We start from the raw sequence: 20205 nt of genomic DNA, 5'->3' as shown, positions 1-20205 counted from the left end.
TCCGGTCCATGCTCGCCTTCCTCTGGCGCCGTATCGTCTCCAGCGCCCTGCCGCTCCTCGTGGTGATCCTCGGGGTGTTCTTCCTGGCGCGGTTGACCGGCGACCCCGCGAACCTGTACCTGCCGCTCAGCGCGACGCCTGAGATGCGGGCGGAGTTCGCCGCCCGCAACGGGTTCGACCAGCCCGTGGTGGTGCAGTTCTTCGACTACCTCGGCCAGATCGCCCGCCTGGACTTCGGCGAGTCGCTGCGGACAGCCCAGCCCGCCGCCCAGGCGGTGCTGCAGGCGTTCCCGGCGACACTGCAACTGGCCGGGACGACCATGCTCATCGCCATCGTGGCGGCCGTGGTGATCGGCAGCCTGGCGGCCTACCGCCCGAACTCGTTGGCCGACCGGGCCGCCAGTCTCCTGTCGTCGACGTCGGCGAGCGTGCCGGACTTCTGGTTCGCCATCATGCTGGTGCTGGTGTTCTCCGTGACACTGAACTGGCTGCCCACCTCCGGCACCGACGGGACGGCGGCGTGGGTCCTGCCGATCCTCACGCTGCTCATCCGCCCCTTCGGCGTCCTCGTCCAGGTGGTGCGCGGCTCCATGGTCTCGGCGCTGTCGGCCCCCTACACCAAAGTGGCGCGCAGCAAGGGCGCCGACGAGAAGCGCGTCATCTTCGGCCACGCGCTGCGCAACGCCGCCGCGCCGGCGCTCACGGTCGCCGGAGACCTGACCGTGAGCATGATCAACGGCGCCGTCGTCGTCGAGACGATCTTCGGTTGGCCGGGCATCGGCAAGCTGATGATCGACTCGATCCTGGAGCGCGATTTCGCGGTGCTCCAGGCGGCGGTGCTGCTGACCGCCCTGACGATCTTCGCGCTCAACATCCTCATCGACGTCTGCTACGCGCTGTTGGACGCGCGCGTCCGCCAGGGGGTGACGGCATGACCAACGGCAACGGCGACCACAGAGACGGCACGGACGGCGGAGTTGACGGAGGCCCGGGGTTCGCCTCCGCCGCTTCCGCGGCCGAGGCGCCGGCGCCGCAGCCGCCGCGATTGTTCGCGCTGCTGCTCAAGGACCGCTTCGCCTGCCTGGCGGCCCTGGTACTGGTGATCATCGGCGCCGCCGCGGCGATCGGCCCCTTCCTGCTCGGCGAACTCGCCACCGAGCAGAACCTGCGTTCGACCAGTCTGCCGCCGTTCACCCTGGAGAACGGCTGGTCGTTCGTGCTCGGCAGCGACTCGTTGGGCCGCAGCGTCGCGGCCCGGCTCGTCGTCGCCGCGCGAACCACCCTGTTGGTGGCGGTGCCCGCCGTGGTCCTGTCGCTGACGCTGGGTTCGGTATGGGGCATGTGGGCGGGCTACCACCGCGGCTGGCGGGAGAGCGTGTCGATGCGGATCGCCGACGTGATCCTCAGTTTCCCGTCCCTGCTGCTGGCGGTCGTCGTCCTCTACGTGTTCTCGCCCAGCGTCGCCAATCTCGTCCTGGTCATCGCGATCGCGCGGCTGCCGGTCTACGTGCGAACCGCCCGCGCCGAGTCGGCCGAGCTGCAGAGCCGGCTGTTCGTCGACGCGGCCCGTACTTTCGGTGCCCGCAGCGGCGACATCATCCGCCGCCACGTCGCGCCGACCGTGCTGCCCACGCTGCTCACCGTCGCCACGCTCGACTTCTGCTTCGTGATCCTCACGGAGTCCTCGTTGAGCTTCCTGGGCATCGGCATCCAACCGCCGGATCTGAGCTGGGGACTGATGGTGGCCCAGGGACGCGAGGAGTTGCAGACGGCGTGGTGGACCGCGGTCTTTCCCGGTCTGGCCATCGTCATCACCACCATCTCGGCGACCACCCTGGCGTCGTGGGCGCGGCTGGCGACCGACCCGGCCCAGCGGTGGCGGTTGACCGTGCCGCGCCGCAGGCGCCGCGCCAAGGCTTCGACCGAGGAGGTACCGGCATGAGCACGACCCGGGAAGCGGCGCCGCCCTCGGGCGCGGCGGCGATGGAGGTGGACCGGCTATCGGTCGACGTCCGAACCCCCGAAGGCACCGCTCACGTGGTCCGCGATGTGAGCTTCACCGTGCGTTCCGGCGAGACGCTGGCGCTGCTCGGCGAGTCGGGGTGCGGCAAGAGCATGACGGCGCAGGCGGTCGCCGGGTTTCTCGAACCGGTCGCCGACGTCGTCGGCGGCGAGATCCGGCTCAACGGTTCCGACCTGCTGGCGCTGAGCGCTGCGGCGCGGCGCCGCCTCGCCGGCCCCGGCCTGGCCATCGTGTTCCAAGACGCGCTGACCGCGCTGAATCCGGTGTTCACCGTGGGCACGCAGCTCGCCGAACCCTTCCGCATCCACGAGCGGCTGTCCCGCAAGGCGGCCAAGGCCAAGGCGGTGGAGCTCATGGAGCGGGTGGGCATCCCCGAGCCGCGATCCCGCGTGGACGCCTACCCCCACCAGTTCTCCGGCGGCATGCGCCAGCGCCTGCTGATCGCGATGGCGGTGGCGCTGCGGCCCTCGGTGCTGATCGCCGACGAGCCCACCACGGCCCTGGACGTCACCGTGCAGGCCCAGATCATGGAGTTGCTGCACGACCTGCGGGCCGAGCAGGACACGGCGCTGGTCCTCATCACACACGACCTCGCGGTCGCCGCCGAGCACGCCGACCACGTAGCGGTGATGTACGCCGGATCCGTCGTGGAGGCCGGCCCGGTCGGCGATGTCTTCGCCGACCCACGACACCCCTACACACGCGGGCTCCTCGACTCGGTGCCGGGAAGCCGGAACCGAGGAGAGCCGCTGCGGTTCATCCCCGGTAATCCTCCCGACCTGCGGGCGGTACCCACCGGCTGCGCGTTCCGCACCCGCTGTCCGATCGCACGCGAGGACTGCGCCACACACCGGCCGGAGCTGTCGGAAACCGGCCTCGGCCGCGCGGCGGCCTGCCACTACTGGAAGGAGGCGGCGCATGCCTGACACCGTGACACGGCCGCCGGCGCCGCTGGTTGAGGCCGCCGGTCTGACCAAGAGCTTCAAGGTGCCCAGGAGCTCGGCCGGCACCACCAGGTTGCGCGCCCTCGACGGAGTCGACCTCACGCTGGAACGGGGCGAGACCCTGGGACTGGTGGGCGAGTCGGGCTGCGGCAAGTCCACGCTGGCCCGAGTGCTGCTCATGCTGGACCGGCCCGACCAGGGCACGCTGCGCTTCGACGGCACCGATCCGCTCTCGCTGCGCGGAAAGGAACTGCTCGCCTGGCGCCGGCGGGTGCAGATGGTCTTCCAGGACCCGTTCGCCTCCCTCAACCCGCGGCTGAACGTGGCCGAGCTGATCGGTGAGCCCTGGCGCACCCACCGCGACCTCGTGCCTCGCGGCGGCCGGGACCGGCGGGTGCGGAAGCTGCTGGAGATGGTCGGGCTGCGCGAGGGCGACGCCCGCCGTTACCCGCAGGAGCTCTCCGGCGGGCAGCGGCAGCGCATCGGGATCGCCCGCGCGCTGGCGTTGAAACCCGACGTCATCGTCTGCGACGAGCCCGTGTCCGCCCTGGACCTGTCCGTGCAAGCGCAGGTGCTGAACCTGCTGGCGGAGCTGCAGGCCGAACTCGACGTGTCGTATGTGTTCATCTCCCACGACCTTTCGGTGGTTCGCCACGTCGCCGACCGGGTCGCTGTGATGTACCTGGGCAAGGTGGCCGAAACGGGCCGGACCGAGGAGATCTTCGCGAACCCGCGCCACCCCTACACGGCGGCGCTGCTGTCCTCGGCGCCGGCCCCCGTGGGCTCCGAGGGCACCTCCCGGCAGCGCATCCTGCTGCGCGGCGAGGTGCCCTCGCCGATCGACCCGCCGTCCGGATGCCGGTTCCGCACCCGGTGCTGGCGTGCCGAGGACGTGTGCGCCGAGGAGGTTCCCCCCGCTGAGGCGCACGGCGGCGACCCGACGCATACGGCCGCATGCCACTTCCCACTGGAACCCGCGCATCCTGTCCCTCCGGTGTCGGGTCCGCAGCGCGGGTGACGACGCCGGCGCCCTTGCCGCGTCCCTTCGGCGCCTGGTCGGCGACGATGCGCTGCGAGCGGCGGTCGGGGGCGCAGGGGCGGCGAGGGCGTCCGGGCGGTTTGCGCTGCCGCGCCGCCATAGCCGCTCCCGGCGACGGCGGCGCGGACGAGGCGCCACCCCTCCGCTAGCGGGTCGCGTCCATCCGTTCGGTGCCGGTGACGCGCAGCATGTCCAGGGCCGAGGCTTCGCGCGTGCCGGCGGCCGCCGAGTAGACGATCATCGACTGGTCGGTGTCGGGCAGCAGGAGGGTGTCGCAGTCCAGGACGAGAGGCCCGAGGTCGGGGTGGTTGATCGTCTTGTGCATCGACCGCCACGTCGTCGAGCGTCCCTCCTCCCACATGCCCCGGAATCGCTCGCTGCCGGCCAGCAGCTCGTCGACCAGCGAGCGCAGGTCCGGGTCGTGCGGGTAGCGGGAGAGTGCGGTGCGCAGCGAACCGACGGCCTGCTGCGCCGTCACCGCGTCCTCCTCGGGGGAGAGCGCGACGCGGCCGGACCCCGCGCCGAGGAGCCGCTGCCAGATGATGTTGCGCTGCCGCCCGGACCGGCGGCCCAGGTCACCGAGGAGCGCGTCGGCCATGGGGTTCTGCGCCAGCACGTCGCTCTTGGCCGACAGCACGAGCGCCGGCAGGTCGGTCAGCCGCTGGAGCAGCCGCAGCACGCTGGGCCGGATGGACATCTCGACCCGACCGGCGAGCGGCGGGGCGCTGCCTGCGAGGCGGAAGACCTGATCGCGTTCGTCGGTCTCAAGCCGAAGCGCCCGGGTCAGAGCCGTAAGCACCTGGAGGGACGGCTGCGGCCCGCGGCCCTGCTCGAGGCGGACGACATAGTCGACGCTCAGCCCGGCGAGCTGGGCCACCTCCTCGCGGCGCAGCCCGGCCACTCGCCGTCGCGGTCCGGTCGGCAGGCCGACCTCCTCGGGCGCGATGCGCGCCCGTGCGGCCTTGAGGACGCGGGCGAGTTCGAGTCGGTCCATGCGTCCATTCTCCTCCCGACCGGCGCGGACATCCTGGGACTGCCGCTCCCAGCCTCAGGCGTCTCTGGATGGCTCCCCGCCGGCGCGGCATCGTTCGACACATGAGCGAATCATCCGGAACCTCCAGCAGCACGACCACCGCCCTGATCACCGGCGGCAACAAAGGCCTGGGCTACGAGGCGGCGCGCCGCCTCGGCGAACTCGGCTGGCGCGTCTTCCTCGGGGCGCGCGACGAAGCCCGCGGCCGCACGGCTGCCCAGCACCTCGCCGCCGACGGCGCGGACGTGACCTTCGTCCAGTTGGACGTCACCTCCGACGACTCGGTCGCAGCGGCCGTGCGGACCGTGGGCGCGAGCACCGACCGGCTCGACGTCCTGATCAACAACGCCGGGATCACCGGTGAGCCCGTCAGCCCCGAGGAGACCCTGCCGCAGCACCTCATCCCCGCCTTCGGCGTCAACGTGCTCGGCCCGATCCGCGTGACGCACGCGTTCCTGCCGCTGCTGCGCGCCGGGCACGACCCCCGGGTCGTGATGGTCTCCAGCGGCGTCGGGTCGCTGACGATCACGACGGACCCCGAGCGGATGGAGTCGACCGTCTCCCACCTGATCTACCCGGCCTCCAAGGCCGCCCTCAACATGATCACCACCCAGTACGCCAAGGCCATCAAGGAGATCCGCTTCAACATCGCCGACCCCGGATACACCGCCACCGACCTCAACGGCCACCGGGGCACGCAGACGGTGGCAGAGGGCACCGACGCCATCGTCGAGCTGGCGACCGCCTCGCCCGGCCGGACCGGGCAGTACCGCGACCGCGACGGCGCCGTCCCCTGGTGAGGGCGGGGCCGGGCGCACCGGCCGGTCCCGGGGGAGCGGATCCGCCTCCTGCCTCGCCGACCCGTCCCTGGCCGTGCGCTGAGCAGCACACCGGCTCCACGAAGGGGGCCGCCCGTCCGGCCCCCTCGGCGGGCTGCCGCCCTCCCACCGCGCGCGGCCGCGTCAGCGGCGCGTCGCCAGCACCACGCCGGCCAGGCAGAGTGCGCCGCCCAGGAGCGCGAGCGGTGTCGGCACCTCGGCCAGAAGTATCCACGACAGCGCCACGGTGACCGGCGGCACCAGGTAGGTCGCGGCGATGGTGCGGCCGGCGGTCCAGTGGGACAGAACGTATCCCCAGGCGAGGAAGCCGATCGCCGTGGGAAACACGCCCAGGTACAGCATGGCCAGAAGGGACGGTGTCGGCGCCGCGGCGAGTTCGCCAAGGAGTACGGGCAGGAACGGCAGCAGGGCCGCGGTCCCGGCGAGCGTGCCGAGCCACGTCATCGTCACCGCCTCGACGCGCACCAGGAGGCGCTTCTGCAGGAGCACGGCGGAGGCGTACAGCACCGCGGACAGAACCGCCAGCGCGATGCCCATCGCGTCGAGCCGCCCGGTGAAACCGGTGATCGCGATCAGGGCGACGCCGGCGAACGCTACGGCGACCCCGATGCCGAGCCGTCTCCTGAGCCGCTCGCCCAGGACGAGGACGGCGGCCACCGCGACCAGGATGGGCGCGGTCGACACCAGCAGGGCCGCCGTCCCGGCGTCCACCAGTCGCTCGGCGGCGTTCAGCGCCACGTTGTACCCGCCGAACCAGACCACGCCCCAGAGCGCGATAAGGCCCAGCGGTCCGCCACTGGGCAGGGCGCCGGGAAGAGGCCGCGCTGCGGCTGCTCGTGGTGCGGTCCGGCGTCGGGCGGCTGCGTTGGCGACCGCGACGAACACGCTCAGTACGAGTGCGGCGGCCACCATGCGGCCGAGCGCCAAAGCGCCGGGGGAGAAGTCGTGCCCGGCGGCGCGGATCCCCACGAACGCCGAAGCCCACAGCAGTACCGTGATCCCCGCGGCGCAGACGATGGTCCAGGACGGAGGTCGGGGCCCGCGCTCGGCGGCCGAGTGCGAGAGGGCGGGGGCGGATACGGCGGGCGGTTCCTCGCCCGTGACCGGGCTCGGCGCGGGGCTCTCAGGGAGCTGCGGACGTGTCATGCCACGATTCTCGTGCTTCGCCCGATTCAGTACCAGCGATTATCTCTTCATGACGATTCAGTCCTGCTGTATATTCGGCACATGCTCGACGTGCATCGGCTCCAGATCTTCCGCTCCGTCGTGGCGTCCGGATCGGTCCAGACGGCCGCCGCCAACCTGGGGTACACGCCGTCTGCGGTCAGCCAGCACATCACCGCCCTCCAGCGGGAGACGGGGCTCACCCTGTTCGCGCGCTCCGGTCGGGGACTGCGCCCCACAGCCGCCGGGAACGCGCTGGCCGCCGAAGCCGATCGCCTGCTCGCCCGGCTCGGAGAGGCCGAGTCGCTGGTGACGGACCTGCGGTCGGGCCGCACAGGTTCGCTGACCATCGCCTATTTCGCGTCGGTGGGCGCGGCGTGGATGCCGCATGTGGTTCGGCGGCTGAACTCCGACTTTCCGGGCGTACGGCTCGACCTCGAACTCAGCGAGCACATCCCGCTCTCCGCCGAGGAACGCGCCGATGTGCAGGTGGCCGTGGCGCGCAGCGGCTTCGACCCCGGCACGGGGTTCACCGGACACCACCTCCTCGACGACCCCTACGTCGCGGTGCTGCCCCGCGGGCACCGCTTCGACGGCAGGGACGAAGTGGACCTGGCCGAGCTCGCCGACGACCGGTGGATCGACAACGACTTCGCCCGCGGCTGGTGCCGAGCCAACCTCGTCGAGGCCTGCACCGCTGCGGGCTTCGCACCCGCCTTCCACGTCGAGGCCCACGACTACCCGACCGCGCTCGCCTTCGTCGAGGCCGGAATCGGCCTCACGGTACTTCCCTCGCTCGGGGCGGCCCACCTTCCCGACGGGGTCACGTGCGTCCGCGTCGTTCGCCCGACCCCGGTCCGGTCCATCTACGCGGTGGTGCACGACGCCGCCGACCACACCCCCGCAGCACGCGCCACCCTCGAACTGCTCCGGGAGGTCGCGGGTAGCACTCCCCGGGGCCAGGACGCGGCGGCGGCCGGCAGCGCGACGTGCGTGGCAGGCCGCGTCCGCGCTCCGTCGTAGGGGGCATGCACCCCGCGTGCGAAGTCGGCGCACCGGGGCCGCGGCGAGGGGCGTGCCACTCGGCGCCTCGTTGACCGCCGGATCGAAGCCGTCGGGCCGGGTTGCCCGCGATCGTGTGCCCACCAGTGGCGCAGTGAGGCCGTGCTGAACCGAGCCTTCGGGGACGCTGCGCGCGGGTTGGATCAGCTGAGGCAGCCGACCTGAGCAGCGTCGTCCCCGGCCCTCCGACCCGTCGGCGAGGCCGGACCGGCCACCGGCTGCGCCCGCTTCACATCGGATGCCGCCCGCCATCCCGGCCCCGCCGTGCCCGCGAGTACGGCGTCCCCGCCATGGCTGCTCGCGGCGGCGCGGTCCGGCCCCCTCCACCGGCGACCTGCGCAGCGCCGACAGCGGTACCGGCACCGTGGTCCTGGTGCCGGAGGGCGGAGACGCGCGCACCCGGGCGGGACTGGAGCGGACCGGCGAGGCGGATCCATCGGCCACCGCGGCCCGGTCCCGGCTGACGGGAGTCAGTCGGGCTGGCCCTCGTAGATGGTGATGCGGTAGCCGTCGGGGTCCTCGAAGATGAACTCGCGCCCGCAGGCGCCGTCGCACAGCGGCTTGACGATGGGCACGCCGTTGTCGGCGAGCGTGCCCGCGATCTTGTCGGGGTCCTCGGCCTTGATCCAGATGACCACGCCCCAGGCGAGCTTGGCGACCTCGTCGAGGTCGTCGGTCGCCTGGCGCAGGGCCACCTTGATCGGCTCGCTGCCCAGCACGGCGGCGTTGGGCACCTTCGAGGGGACCGTATGGAACCCGACGAGTTCGGTGTAGAAACGGCGCGACCGCTCAAGGTCGCGTACTTGGAGGGTGAGGAAGTCCGGTCCGACTACGTTGACGTTCTCAGCCACGTTGACAGCTCCTTCGGGTTCGGGAGGCACTCCGCCGGTCGAGCGGATCGCAGCGATCCGCGCACCCAGCGTCCCCCGTACCGCCCCCGCGGCCATCCCGTGTTCACGCGATCAGTCGTGGGGCCGCGGCGCGGGCCGTGTCGGCAAGGCCGCCGGGCGGGCGCAAGCCGCGGTGCCGGGCGCGTATGGCGCGAACACGTGACGAAACGCGCCCTTCTCCGCTCCACACTCGGTTCCGGTACGGCTCGACCCAACCAACCGCGGAGGCGGGAGCATGAGCGAACTGCGTCGCCACATCGACGTCGCGGTCATCGGGGCCGGCGTGCTCGGCTTGGCAGCCACCGACGCGCTCGCCCGGCGCGGCGCCGAAGTGGTGTGCTTTGAGGGGCGCCGACCCGGCCAGGGCCAGTCCGGAGGCCTGACCCGCACGTTCCGGAACCGACACGACGACGAGGATGTGGTGCGGCTCGTCGCCGATTCACTGGCTCTCTGGAGGGACTGGGAGAAGCGCTGCGGGCGTACCCTCGTCGGCTCGGAGGGAACCGCCTACCTGGGCTTCGGTGAATCCGATGCCGCCGGACTGGACACGCACGGAATCGCCCACCGCTGGGTTGAGGGGGAGCTCGCGCCGGAGGTCTTCGGCCCGCTGCGCCCGGTGTCGGGGCGGCTGCTGGTCGACCCGGACTCGGGGGCGATCCGATCGCGCCGCACCATCGAGGCGCTGACGTCGTGGGTGGGCGACCGGATCGTCTCCGAGGAGGTACACGGTGTCTGCGACCCCGGAGACGGCGGCGGCGTCGAGCTGCAGACCGCCGACGCGATCTACCGCGCCCGGCACGTGTTGATCTGCGCCGGTGCGGCGACCCCGCGCCTGGCTGCGGGCGTGGGCATCGACATCCCGCTGGAGGCGGCGCTGCATGCGCGACCGCACTTCCGAGTGCGCGACGAGCACGCCTCCGGTCCGCTGCCCTGCTGGGTCGACCGCTCCGGTGAGTTCGGCCCGATGGTTTACGGGTCGCCGATCGGCACCACCGGGCGCTATGTGATCGGCATGATCGGCAAGGGCGTCGACGTCCCCATGGACGGCGGCCTGCCGCCTGGAACCGAGATGGAGGAGCACGTCCGCCGCCTCTCGCGCTACGTGGAACGGGCGCTTCCCGGGCTGCACCCGGAACCGGTCGGGATCCGGGTGTGCTCCATGACGAAGCTTCCCGCGGGCAGCGACGCCATCGGGGTCTGGCACACAGACGGGGTCACCGCTGTCACCGGGCACAACCTCTTCAAGATGGCACCCGTCCTCGGCGAGCTGCTGGCCGACGGCGCCCAGGAGAATCGCCTCGCCGGAATCCTGGCGCGGTGCACCGACCGGGCGACGCAGGCAGCATGAGCGGGGCGACGACGCAGGCGGACCGCGGACGCGCACCGATCATGGTGACCGGCGCCGCGGGCACCGTCGGACGGGCGCTGGTCGAGGAACTCCTCTCGTCCGGTCATCCGCCTCTGGCGGTGGTACGCCCCGGCTCGGATGCGGACTTCGAGGGCCGCGTCCAGACCGTCCAGGCCGATCTCGACAGCGATGAGGCGATGGGGGACGCACTCGTGCGCGTGCGTTCGCTGTGCCTGATCACGCCTCTTCGCCCCCGTCAGGACGAGCTGCAGAGCCGACTGGTGCGGATGGCCCGTGCCTGCGGTGTCGAGCGGATCGTGAAGGTCTCGGCGCTGGGGGCCGCGTCGGAGTCCCCGATCCGGGTGCACCGCGAGCACGGCAGAGCCGACCGCGTGCTGGAGTCCTCAGGGGTGGCGTACGCCCTTCTGCGGCCCAACGCCTTCATGCAGAACTCGTTGCAGTGGCGCTCCACCATCGCCGCACGCGGCACTCTCGAGCTGCCCATCGGCGAGGCGCGGGTCAGCTTCGTCGACGCGCGGGACGTCGCCGCGTGCGCGGCCGCCGCGTTGCTGGAACCTGCGCGAGTGCAGGGAGCCCACGACCTCACCGGCCCCGAGGCGCTCGGGTTCGCGGAGATCGCGGGACACCTCGCGCGCGCGACGGGCACGCCGGTGCGCTACGTGGACGTCCCGCCCGAGCGGACGGCGGCCAACATGCGCGCCGGCGGTGCACCCGAGTGGGCGATCAACGCCCGCCTGGGCCTGTACTCGACGCTGCGGGCAGGCGAGGGCTCGCTCGTCACCTCCGCCGTGGAGGAGATCACCGGTCGCGCGCCGCGCCGGTTCGCGGACTTCGCGGCGCAGGCCGCGCCGTCTTTCGCCCTGCAGGTGTGACGGCCGCTTCCTCCGCCGTCGGCCGCTGCGCAGGGCGCCGTGGTGGAGGGCGGGGCCGCGTCGGCCCGCGACTCATTGCATCCGGAACGAATTCCGTTTAGTGTCGAAGAGTATGCGAAAGCCGCTGGCTGTGGGCGGTCTGGCCGCGCACGCCGGTGCTGGCCGGTCTCCTGGGAAGTGGGAAGGGATCATGACAGCGATCGAGGTGGCCCCCGGAACAATCGCCGTCTACGCCGACATCGGCTGTCCATGGGCGCATGTGGCCCACTACCGGCTCTTCGCGGCCCGCTGCTCGCTCGGATTGAGCGAGCAGGTCCGGTTCGACATCCGGCCGTTCCCCCTGGAACTGATCAACGACATGGCTACGCCCAAGCTGATCCTCGACGCGGAGATCCCCGTCGCCGGCGGGCTGGAACCCGCTGCCGGATGGCAGGTGTGGCAGGCGCCGCCGCACGACTACCCCGTGACGACGGTCCTGGCCATGGAAGCGGTCGAGATCGCCAAGGAGCAGGGGCTGGAGGTCAGCGCCACTTTCGACCGGGCGCTGCGCCGGGCTCTGTTCGGCCAGAGCCGCAACATCTCCATGAGGCATGAGGTGCTTGCCGTCGCGGAGTCCTGCGGCCTCGACGCCGCGGCGATCCGCGAGGGGCTCGTCGCAGGACGGGCCCGCGCATACATCGAAGAGCAGGTGTCCCTGTGCAGCGGCGACACGGTCCAGGGCAGCCCGACGCTCTTCTTCCCCGACGGCACCTGGGTGCACAACCCGGGCATCCAGCTCAGCTGGGAGGGAGCGGAGGGCGTCGGTTTCCCCGTGGTCGAACGGGACGACCCGAGCGTCTACGCCGACCTCCTGCGCAGGGCCCTGCCCTGACTCCTGCAGCACCGAAAGAGAAACGACGAGGAGGCATCCATGTCAGCCAAGGTCGCGGTCATCTACTACAGCTCGACCGGCCACGTGCACCAGCTCGCCCAGGAGGTCCACGCCGGCGCCGCCGATGCGGGCGCCGAGGTCCGCCTGCTGCGTGCCGGGGAACTCGCCCCCCAGAGCGTGATCGACGAAGAACCCGACTGGTACGAAAACCAGCAGGCCACCAAGGACATCCCCGAGGCGTCGCTGGACGACCTCCTGTGGGCCGACGCCTACGTGTTCGGCACTCCGACCCGCTACGGCAACGTCTCGTCGCAGCTCAAGCAGTTCCTGGACACCACGGGCGGCCTCTGGTTCGAGGGCAAGCTCGCCGACAAGATCGTCAGCGGCTTCACCAGCGCGGACGAGATGCACGGGGGACAGGAGACGACCATCACCAGCATGTACCACGTCTTCATGCACTGGGGGTCCATCATCGTCCCTCTGGGCTACACCGACGAGGCGGTTTCGGCCGGCGGCGGCAACCCCTACGGCGCGAGCAGCACGCATGCGCAGAAGAACCCCAGCAAGGAGGAGCTGGCTGTGGCCAACTTCCAGGGCCGCCGGGTCGCCGAGACCGCTGCCCAGTTCGTGCGCGGCAGGGTCTGATCCTACTTCCGGCGCTTGCCGAGGCCCCGTGCGCCGGGTGCTCCCCGGGGGCGAGGCGCGCCGGATCGCGGACATCGGGACGATCGCCGTCCTCTTATCGGCCCTGCCGGCTCGCCGGCAGGGCCTTTCCTGGTTCTCGGGGGCATGGCCCGAGCGAGGCGCGTAGGCCGGGGAGGAGCCTGGCCGATCGCGGCCATACGCAGGGCGGCCCCCAGCCCGGCCCGCCCATCCCGCGGCAGCGGCGGCCGGCCTCGAAAGGGCTCGCCGTAAATTCTGCATAAGTTGATCATGCGGATGGAATGCGACGCCCAGTTCGCGCGGGGGTTGCCGCCGGATTCCGTTCTTCCGGGTGCGTGCGCTTGTGCGGCGCTTCGATTGGCTATGTCGGAATCGCGTAGAGGTGTGGCGATAATCCGGGAAAGGTGTAAAATGTCGGCGTGCAACCGCGACGGCTTCCCGGTGGGCATAGGAAATTGATCTTGGAAAACCGGGATCCGCCTCGCTGTATTCGCAGGAAGTTGCGAGTTCTCACTTGTAGGGGGTACAGGTGACCAGGCGTCCTTCCGAGAATTCAATGGTCAGCAGGGAGGCGGTTGCTGTGCGGTTGCGCGGCGCCGTGGACTCGCTGGAGAACGGGGTCGGCGAATGCATCGTGCTGGAGGGTCCTGCCGGAATAGGTAAGACTCATCTTACTCAGGAGGTACTGGACTACGCGGATTGTCGGCGCGTTCGGGTTTGTTCCGGAAGAGCTTCGGAACTCGACGTCGAAGTTCCGATGACGACTCTGCGTAATTTCTCCTGCGGGCGGGAATTGGCATCGCCGAGCATGGCCGGCATGGACGGGTTGCAGATTGTCGACAGCATCGGCGGACGGCTCGAGGACGCCGCACGCGAGCAGCCGTTGATGGTCGTGCTCGACGACGCCCAGTGGGCCGACGAGGTCGCCGCGCTCGCCATGCGCGTACTCATTCCTGAGCTCAAGACCTTTCCGGTGCTGTGGCTGATCGTGCGGCGGCTGGGATGCGCCTCGGGCCGGGCGCAGGAGTCGATCGATTGGCTGCTTGCAGAAGGGGCGCACAGCGTCGCCGTCGGGCCGCTCGACGAAGCCGACGTGGCACGGCTGAGCACCGACCTGCTGGGAGCCGAGCCCGATGAGGGGATCCTCGCGGTGGCCCACCGCACCGGTGGCAATCCCTTCCTGGTCGAACGCGCCCTGGGGGCGCTGAGCGACGGAGGCCAGGTCGAGATCCGCGAGGGAAAGGCGGTCCTCGTCGGCGACGGCTCCTGCACCGAGTCCCTGCACGGCGAAGACCGCCTGCTCTACAACCTGACCGACAGCACGCGTTGGCTGCTGCAGGTGGCCTCCGTCCTGACTCGGCCCTTCGCCGTGCACGAGCTCGCCCGCCTGGCCGGGCGCTCCCCGGTCGACGTGCTGCCCGCCCTGGACGAGGCCGTGAAAGTGGGAGCCCTGATCGACCGCGGCGACGAGTTCGCCTTCCGCCACGACCTGATCCGAACCGCCATGTACGAAGCTCTGGCGGGTCCGGTGCGGGCGGCCCTGCACCGCGAGGCCTCGTCGCTGGCCCAGCAGGAGGGGCGCCCCGTCGGCGAGACGGCGGTGCACCTGCGCCACGGCGGACGGGCCGACGACGAAGGCACACTCGGGGTCCTGCTGCGGACGGCCGATCAGATGCGCCTCTCCGCACCGCACACGGCGGCCAGCTTCATCGTGCACGTGTTGGAGGCGCTCGGTGCCGACGATGCGCGGCGCCCCCCGCTCGTCGCCGAAGCGGTACGCCTGCTCGCCAAGGTCGGCCGCCCCGAACAGGCGCGCTGCCTCGGCGAGGATGAACTGCGCACCGGCCTGTCGCCGCAGGAGGAGGGCGCGCTGCTGCTCGCCCTGGCCGAGGCGTTCTACGTGAGCGGCGATCACGGCTCGGTGGTCGTCGACGCCGCCCGCGGACTGGCCATCCCGGGCCTGCCGAAGAACATCCGGGCGCAGCTGCATGCGATCAGGGCCCACGGACTGCTCGACGAGCAGGCCGCGCCGGACTTCGCCACGTCGGCTGACGCCTCGGCCCGCAACGCCGTCCACGAGGGTGCCGAATCGGCCGAGTTCGCGGCGGCGACCTGCGGTTACGGGGGCCGCTGCCGGGCTGCCATCGACGAGGGGCGGCTGGCCGCCGCCGTGGCCCACGGCGCCGAGGCGGTGCGTATCGCCGACGAGGTCGGGGGAGAGGCGCGGCACCGCCACCCCCGCATCTGGCTGGCAGCGGCACTCACCGCCGCGGACCGTTTCGGCGAGGGCGAGGCGGCACTCGCCGCCGACAAAGGGGAGGCGGTACGGCTGGGAACGGCCTGGGCCCAGCCTCTCTGGCACTACCACCGTTCCGAACTGCTGCTTGCGGCGGGTCGGCTGGACGAGGCGGAAGCCGAGGCCGAGGTAGGTCTGCAGATCGCCGAGCAGTTCAGCGCCTATGGCCAGAACCTGCGCCTGCGCTGGGTCCTGGCGAGGGTCGCCTTCCACCGCGACGAGCTGGCCGGCTGCCGGGACCATGTCGAGGAGGCCGGGCGCCTGGCCTCCTCCCGCAGCAAGGCGCTGCCCACGCCACTGGTGTGGATGAGCGCCCGGCTCGCCGATGTCGCCGGGGAGTCCCGGAAGGTCGTGGAGGCGCTGAACGGGGTGGTGGGCACGACCCACTGCGTATCCTTGCTGGTCCGTGAACCCCAGGCCGCGTCGGCCATGGCCGTGGCCCTGCACCGGGCGGGTGCCCCCGAGAAGGCCGACGCCGTTGTCAGCCAGGCGCGTGCGCTGAGCGAGCGGAATCCGGCGGTCGGCACTCCCGCCGCCGCCCACCGGCACGCCGAGGGCGTACTGCGCGCGGACCTGGGCGACCTGCGCGCGGCCGTGCGCGGTTTCGAGGACGGTCCGCGGCCGCTGGCCAGAGCCGCGGCGAAGGAGGACGCCGCCAGGCTCGCCGTCGCGCACGGCAAGCGCGAGGAGGCGGTCGAACTCGCCGAAAGCTCCCTGGAGGAGTTCGCGGCCTGCGGAGCACGCCGCGACGCGGCGCGGCTGCAGGAGATGCTGGGCCGCCTGCGGGTCCGACGGAGACTCCCCGAGAGCGCGTCGCGGTGGAGCATCGGATGGCGGAGCCTGACCGACGCGGAACTGCGCGTGGTCCGCCAGGTGGCCGAGGGGCTCACCAATCGCGAGGTCGCAGAGAAGCTCTTCCTCTCACCGCACACGGTGGACAGCCATCTGCGGCACAGCTTCACCAAGCTCGGTGTCAACAGCAGGGTCGAGCTGACCCGCTACGTCCTGGCGAACGACACCTCGACCCTTCCGGCGGACGACGGCGCCGACGGCGAGGATCGCGCGAACGCGTGATGCCGCTCCGGGGCCGAGCCGAGCAGTCTCGACCACGGGCGACCGCGGTACGCGGCACCCTCATGGCCGAGATCGCTGAAGAGGTCACGATGCATGACACGAGCAGCTCACTCGACAATGACTACCGTCCTCGCGCCGCCACCCCACTGGACGTGCGATTGCGCCTGCTGTCCGACTCCGGTCTGGGCATGGGCAATTTCCTGGACCGCGTCCGCAGCGTGCACCCCGCCTCCGAGTCCCCCTTCCTGTGGGCCTGCCGCAGCGGCGGCAAGGCCGCCGAAGCCGAGCCGCTGAGCCTGCAGAAGCTGACCGGCATCCGCGACGCCTACGCCTCCTGGTACCACGAGTCCGGTGTGGGCAAGGGGGACCCGGTCGGGGTCTACCTGGACGAGGGGATCGGCTACTTCCTGCACTACCTGGCCCTCAGCGCGCTCGGCGCGGTGCCCGCGCTGATCAACGGTCGCATGGAGCCCGGAATCGCGGCGGCTTACATGGCGCGCATCGGAAGCGTGGGCGTGGTGGCCGACTCCGACAGGCTGGCGCGGCTCGACGCCTCGGGCGGCCTGCCGGCACGGATGCGCTTCCGGGCCGAGCCGGAGCAGCTGCCGCGGTCGCGCACGGAGGGCGCGCTCCCCGCGGTCTTCCCCTACCCCCACGCTGATGCCGACCCGGTCATGCTGTGCCACACCTCCGGCACCACCGGGATCCCCAAAGCCGCCACCTTCGGCCACCGGCAGTTCTTCCTCGGCAAGCGCGACCGGCTGGTGGAGTTCCCGCAGGCGGACGAGAACCGGATGCTGACGGCCCTGCCACAGGCGCACTCGGCCGGCATCAGCTACCTGATGACAGCGACCCTGCTGGGACTTCCTACGCTCGTCGTCGCCGACCCCTCGGGCGATGCCGTGCGCGAGGCCGCACGCGAGTTCTCACCGACCGTCGTCGTCGCGTTTCCGCAGACGTACGTGGAGCTGGCGACGACCGACCTGGCTGACACCGGCCTCGACCGCGTGCACACCTGGATCAACACCGGCGACTCGGCGCACGAGGCACACATCCGAGCCCTGGTGCGGCACGGCCGCCGGCCCGACGGCTCGGGGTTTCGTCCCGGGTCGCGCTTCATCGACGGCCTCGGCTCCTCCGAGATGGGCATGGCGCTGTTCCGCAAGGTCAGCGATCCCGAGAGCGGCGACTACGGCCGCTGTGTCGGAACGCCGATCGACGTCGTCGAGGAGGTGGCCGTCCTCGACGACGACGGCCGCGAGCTGCCGCCCGAACAGCCGGGCCGGCTCGGCGTGCGCACCCCCACGGTGACCCCCGGCTACTGGAACGACTCCGAGCTGACGGCGCGGTCCTCCTTCGCCGGGTACTGGCTGACCGGCGACGTGGTCTACCGCGACCATGACGGCCGCGTGTTCCACCTCGACCGTGTGCCCGACGTCGTCCACACCGCTTCGGGCCCCGTCTACAGCCTGCCGCTGGAGGAGGCCCTCCTGGGCTGCCCCGGAATCGACGACTGCTCGGTCTTCGCCGTGCCCGATCCCATAAGCGGGTACTCGGCGCCGGCGGCCACGGTGCGACTGAGCGCGGGAGTGCCGGAGCCCGACGACCTGACCGGGTTCGTCAACGACGCCCTGGCCGTCCGCGGCCTCACCCCGCTGGCCGCCGCGGTCGCCGCCCGCAGCGGGGAGGACTTCCCGCTCGGCCCCACGGGAAAGGTGCTCAAGCGGCGCCTGCGTGAACGTTTCGCCGGGCTCCTCGCCCGAGACGCAGAAGGGAGCGCGTCGTGACCGACACCGACGCCAGAGCCGTCCGCGGCGGATCCGCGGAACCGGAGGCCGGCACCGTCCCGGATATGCCCGGCGGTGCGCTGAGCGGCGCGAACAAGCCGGCGGCCGTTCGCATGTACGAGATGCTCTACAGCTCGCTGGTCAGCCAGCTGCTCGTCGTCGCGGTCGAGCTCGGTCTGGCCGACGCGCTCGCGGACGGGCCCCGAGACGTCGACGACCTGGCTGAGGCCGCGGGCGCCCACCCCGGTGCCCTCTACCGCGCGATGCGGGCGCTGGCCAGCGTCGGCGTTTTCACCGAGACGGCGCCGCGCACCTTCGGCCACACCGGACTGTCGGAGACCCTGCGCGGCGACGCGGAGAGTTCGATGGCCGACCTCGCCCGCTACGTCGCGCTGCCGGCCCGCCAGCGGGCCTTCGGCGCCGTGGGACACAGCGTGCGCACCGGGCACCCCGCATTCGACCACGAGCACGGTATGAGCTGGTGGGAGTACTTCGCCGCCGACCCGGCGATCGCGACGCTGTTCAACAGGGCGATGGGCGGCATGGCGCGGATGGTGAACTCCGCCGTACTGGAGTCCTACGATTTCGGTCGCTGCCGCCACCTGGTCGATGTCGGCGGCGGGCAGGGGCACCTCGTCGCCATGATCGCGCAGCGGTTCCCGGACCTGACGGCGGTCGTGTTCGACCTTGCGCGGGTGGTCCCCGAAGCCGAGGCCGTCGTGGCCGAGGCCGGGATCGGCGGCCGGGTGCGCTGCGAAGGAGGCGACTTTCTCGAAGCGGTCCCCGCGGGCGGCGACACCTATGTCGTCTCCTGGACCCTCCACGACTGGGACGACGCCGACGCCGTGCGGATCCTCGCCAACATCCGTGCGGTCCTGCCTCCGGGCGGCGAGGTCGTCGTCATCGACGAGGTGCCGCCCGGCGGGGACGCACCGCACTTCGGCAAGTTCCAGGACATCGTCATGCTGACCCTGCTCAAGGGCCGCATCCGCGACGCGCGGGAGTGGGCGCCGCTGTTCGAGCGCGCCGGGCTGCACCTGCGCGAGGTCCGCGCGACCTCGTCGCCTACCAGCGTCCTCGTGGCCGAACGAGCCTGATCCCGCCCCTCAACCATCGATGGTCAGGAGAGTCATGACCGAAAGCGGACCGACAGCCGACGCCTCCCCTCTGCCCCTCATGCAGCTCGCGACGAGCTTCTGGCAGTTCAAGACCCTCGCCGCCGCCCACGAGCTCGGCCTGTTCGGCCACCTGGCCGCCAAGGACGGGACGACGATCGACGAACTTGCCCGAGACTGGGACATCGACACGCGCCCGGCGGGCATGCTGCTGACGGGCTGCGCCGCGCTGGGCCTGCTGGACAAAAGCGGGCAGCGCTACCGCAACAGCGCGATGACTCGCCGCTACCTGATCCCCGGGAGCGAGGACTACCTGGGCGGCCTGGTGACCATGTTCGACAAGCGGCTCTACGCGGGCTGGGACGAACTCAGCCGGGCGGTGCGCACGAACCGGCCCACGACCTGGGACCCCGACCGGGATCGCTCGCTCTTCGAAAGCGCCGATCCCCGGATGGTCGAGATGTTCTGGGAGGCCATGCATGCGATGTCGCGGCTGACGGCCCGAACCCTCGGATCGGCGCTCGACCTCTCCGGCTTCCGCTCGCTGCTCGACGTGGGCGGCGGCTCGGGCGCCTTCGACATCGAGCTGTGCCGCATGTATCCCGAGCTGCGCGCGACCGTATACGACCTCGCCTTCGTGGCCGAGATCGCCGAGGCCAACGTGGCGAAGGCCGGGCTGGCCGAGCGTGTCTCGGTCGCTGCCGGCGACTTCTTCCGCGACCCCGCCCTGCCCGAAGGCCACGACCTGCACCTGTTCTCGATGGTGATGCACGACTGGCCGGAGGAGCGCAACCGCGAGCTGCTGGCCAAGTCCTTCGCCGCGTTGGAGAGCGGAGGCGAGGTGCTGCTGTGCGAGCTCCTCGTCAACGACGAACGGACAGGACCGGTGCCGGCGGCCATGATGAGCCTGAACAAGCTCGTCGAGACCGAGGGCTGCAACTACACGGCTGCCGAGTACGCGCAGTGGCTGCGTGACGCCGGGTTCCGCGATCCGCGCGCGGAGTACTTCGACGCGGTGGGTGCCAACGGGGTCGTCCGGGCGCGCAAGCCCTGATCGGCGCCGCCGGCGAAAGGCCGTCCGGCCTGCCGAGCCGACCGGGCTCGGCAGGCCGGACCGGTCGTGCGCATCCCCGCCGCGAAACGTGGCACCCGTGCGGCGGGCCG

At 71.6% G+C, this 20205-nt stretch carries 17 protein-coding genes; 14 read left to right on the top strand and 3 right to left on the bottom strand.

Annotation, left to right across the window (positions count from 1 at the left end; genetic code table 11):
• Positions 1-8 precede the first annotated feature (8 nt).
• Genes LP52_RS17680 through LP52_RS17665 form a run of 4 tightly spaced genes read left to right on the top strand, consistent with a single transcriptional unit; the run spans position 9 to position 3985 of the window.
• Positions 9-935: an ABC transporter permease gene (locus LP52_RS17680; protein WP_040275115.1), complete on the top strand. Its 927-nt coding sequence runs from the start codon at positions 9-11 to the stop codon at positions 933-935.
• Complete coding sequence (locus tag LP52_RS17675) at positions 932-1942, top strand: ABC transporter permease (RefSeq protein WP_052809973.1); 1011 nt, start codon at positions 932-934, stop codon at positions 1940-1942. The genes LP52_RS17680 and LP52_RS17675 overlap by 4 nt, the downstream gene beginning before the upstream one ends.
• Positions 1939-2949 carry an ABC transporter ATP-binding protein gene (locus LP52_RS17670; protein ID WP_040275113.1) on the top strand — a complete coding sequence of 337 codons (1011 nt, stop codon included), beginning with the start codon at positions 1939-1941 and terminating at the stop codon, positions 2947-2949. Before LP52_RS17675 ends, LP52_RS17670 begins: the two co-directional genes overlap by 4 nt.
• Complete coding sequence (locus LP52_RS17665) at positions 2942-3985, top strand: ABC transporter ATP-binding protein (protein WP_040275112.1); 1044 nt, start codon at positions 2942-2944, stop codon at positions 3983-3985. Before LP52_RS17670 ends, LP52_RS17665 begins: the two co-directional genes overlap by 8 nt.
• A 166-nt stretch (positions 3986-4151) precedes the next feature.
• Here LP52_RS17665 and LP52_RS17660 read toward each other — a convergent pair whose 3' ends face one another.
• On the bottom strand, positions 4152-5000 hold the full coding sequence (locus tag LP52_RS17660; protein WP_040275110.1) for a helix-turn-helix transcriptional regulator: 849 nt from the start codon (positions 4998-5000) through the stop codon (positions 4152-4154).
• A 101-nt stretch (positions 5001-5101) separates the two neighbouring features.
• Between LP52_RS17660 and LP52_RS17655 the strand changes: the two genes are divergently transcribed.
• A complete protein-coding gene (locus tag LP52_RS17655) occupies positions 5102-5839 on the top strand; it encodes an SDR family NAD(P)-dependent oxidoreductase (RefSeq protein WP_040275109.1) in 738 nt (245 codons plus the stop codon).
• Positions 5840-6001: 162 nt separating this feature from the next.
• On the opposite strand, the gene LP52_RS17650 is transcribed toward LP52_RS17655, so the two are convergent.
• Complete coding sequence (locus LP52_RS17650) at positions 6002-7024, bottom strand: DMT family transporter (RefSeq protein ID WP_052809972.1); 1023 nt, start codon at positions 7022-7024, stop codon at positions 6002-6004.
• A gap of 81 nt (positions 7025-7105) precedes the next feature.
• Between LP52_RS17650 and LP52_RS17645 the strand changes: the two genes are divergently transcribed.
• The gene (locus LP52_RS17645) at positions 7106-8065 is read left to right on the top strand and encodes a LysR family transcriptional regulator (RefSeq protein WP_084723291.1); all 960 of its coding nucleotides are present in this window, start codon (positions 7106-7108) and stop codon (positions 8063-8065) included.
• 509 nt (positions 8066-8574) lie between these two features.
• Here the strand turns inward: LP52_RS17645 and LP52_RS17640 are convergent.
• Positions 8575-8955: a VOC family protein gene (locus LP52_RS17640; protein ID WP_040275164.1), complete on the bottom strand. Its 381-nt coding sequence runs from the start codon at positions 8953-8955 to the stop codon at positions 8575-8577.
• A gap of 274 nt (positions 8956-9229) precedes the next feature.
• Here LP52_RS17640 and LP52_RS17635 point away from each other — a divergent pair, with 274 nt between their 5' ends.
• The 8 genes from LP52_RS17635 to LP52_RS17600 all read left to right on the top strand — a co-directional run bounded on the left by LP52_RS17635 (position 9230) and on the right by LP52_RS17600 (position 20095).
• The gene (locus LP52_RS17635) at positions 9230-10342 is read left to right on the top strand and encodes an NAD(P)/FAD-dependent oxidoreductase (RefSeq protein ID WP_040275107.1); all 1113 of its coding nucleotides are present in this window, start codon (positions 9230-9232) and stop codon (positions 10340-10342) included.
• Positions 10339-11235, top strand: coding sequence for an NAD(P)H-binding protein (locus LP52_RS17630; protein WP_157036371.1), 897 nt, complete (start codon positions 10339-10341; stop codon positions 11233-11235). Before LP52_RS17635 ends, LP52_RS17630 begins: the two co-directional genes overlap by 4 nt.
• Before the next feature lie 190 nt (positions 11236-11425).
• On the top strand, positions 11426-12106 hold the full coding sequence (locus LP52_RS17625) for a DsbA family oxidoreductase (RefSeq protein WP_040275106.1): 681 nt from the start codon (positions 11426-11428) through the stop codon (positions 12104-12106).
• Between the two features lie 39 nt (positions 12107-12145).
• Positions 12146-12751 (top strand): NAD(P)H:quinone oxidoreductase, encoded by a 606-nt coding sequence (gene wrbA / locus LP52_RS17620; RefSeq protein ID WP_040275105.1) that lies wholly within the window; start codon positions 12146-12148, stop codon positions 12749-12751.
• Positions 12752-13325: 574 nt separating this feature from the next.
• On the top strand, positions 13326-16139 hold the full coding sequence (locus LP52_RS17615) for a helix-turn-helix transcriptional regulator (protein ID WP_084723289.1): 2814 nt from the start codon (positions 13326-13328) through the stop codon (positions 16137-16139).
• Positions 16140-16228: 89 nt separating this feature from the next.
• A complete protein-coding gene (locus LP52_RS17610; protein ID WP_052809982.1) occupies positions 16229-17926 on the top strand; it encodes a class I adenylate-forming enzyme family protein in 1698 nt (565 codons plus the stop codon).
• Complete coding sequence (locus tag LP52_RS17605; protein ID WP_202966134.1) at positions 17923-19023, top strand: methyltransferase; 1101 nt, start codon at positions 17923-17925, stop codon at positions 19021-19023. The genes LP52_RS17610 and LP52_RS17605 overlap by 4 nt, the downstream gene beginning before the upstream one ends.
• 34 nt (positions 19024-19057) lie before the next feature.
• Complete coding sequence (locus LP52_RS17600) at positions 19058-20095, top strand: methyltransferase (protein ID WP_202966133.1); 1038 nt, start codon at positions 19058-19060, stop codon at positions 20093-20095.
• The last annotated feature ends 110 nt before the right edge of the window (positions 20096-20205 follow it).

The sequence above is a fragment of the Streptomonospora alba genome, from assembly GCF_000826685.1.
GTDB classification, from domain to species: domain Bacteria; phylum Actinomycetota; class Actinomycetes; order Streptosporangiales; family Streptosporangiaceae; genus Streptomonospora; species Streptomonospora alba.
This window is presented reverse-complemented; position numbering and strand designations above follow the sequence as displayed.

Coding starts and splice junctions, on each gene's coding strand:
- LP52_RS17665 (WP_040275112.1), top strand. CDS start 2,942: ATGCCTGACACCGTGACACGGCCGCCGGCGCCGCTGGTTGAGGCCGCC.
- LP52_RS17680 (WP_040275115.1), top strand. CDS start 9: ATGCTCGCCTTCCTCTGGCGCCGTATCGTCTCCAGCGCCCTGCCGCTC.
- LP52_RS17625 (WP_040275106.1), top strand. CDS start 11,426: ATGACAGCGATCGAGGTGGCCCCCGGAACAATCGCCGTCTACGCCGAC.
- wrbA (WP_040275105.1), top strand. CDS start 12,146: ATGTCAGCCAAGGTCGCGGTCATCTACTACAGCTCGACCGGCCACGTG.
- LP52_RS17650 (WP_052809972.1), bottom strand. CDS start 7,024: ATGACACGTCCGCAGCTCCCTGAGAGCCCCGCGCCGAGCCCGGTCACG.
- LP52_RS17615 (WP_084723289.1), top strand. CDS start 13,326: ATGGTCAGCAGGGAGGCGGTTGCTGTGCGGTTGCGCGGCGCCGTGGAC.
- LP52_RS17635 (WP_040275107.1), top strand. CDS start 9,230: ATGAGCGAACTGCGTCGCCACATCGACGTCGCGGTCATCGGGGCCGGC.
- LP52_RS17655 (WP_040275109.1), top strand. CDS start 5,102: ATGAGCGAATCATCCGGAACCTCCAGCAGCACGACCACCGCCCTGATC.
- LP52_RS17630 (WP_157036371.1), top strand. CDS start 10,339: ATGAGCGGGGCGACGACGCAGGCGGACCGCGGACGCGCACCGATCATG.
- LP52_RS17600 (WP_202966133.1), top strand. CDS start 19,058: ATGACCGAAAGCGGACCGACAGCCGACGCCTCCCCTCTGCCCCTCATG.
- LP52_RS17660 (WP_040275110.1), bottom strand. CDS start 5,000: ATGGACCGACTCGAACTCGCCCGCGTCCTCAAGGCCGCACGGGCGCGC.
- LP52_RS17610 (WP_052809982.1), top strand. CDS start 16,229: ATGCATGACACGAGCAGCTCACTCGACAATGACTACCGTCCTCGCGCC.
- LP52_RS17645 (WP_084723291.1), top strand. CDS start 7,106: ATGCTCGACGTGCATCGGCTCCAGATCTTCCGCTCCGTCGTGGCGTCC.
- LP52_RS17675 (WP_052809973.1), top strand. CDS start 932: ATGACCAACGGCAACGGCGACCACAGAGACGGCACGGACGGCGGAGTT.
- LP52_RS17670 (WP_040275113.1), top strand. CDS start 1,939: ATGAGCACGACCCGGGAAGCGGCGCCGCCCTCGGGCGCGGCGGCGATG.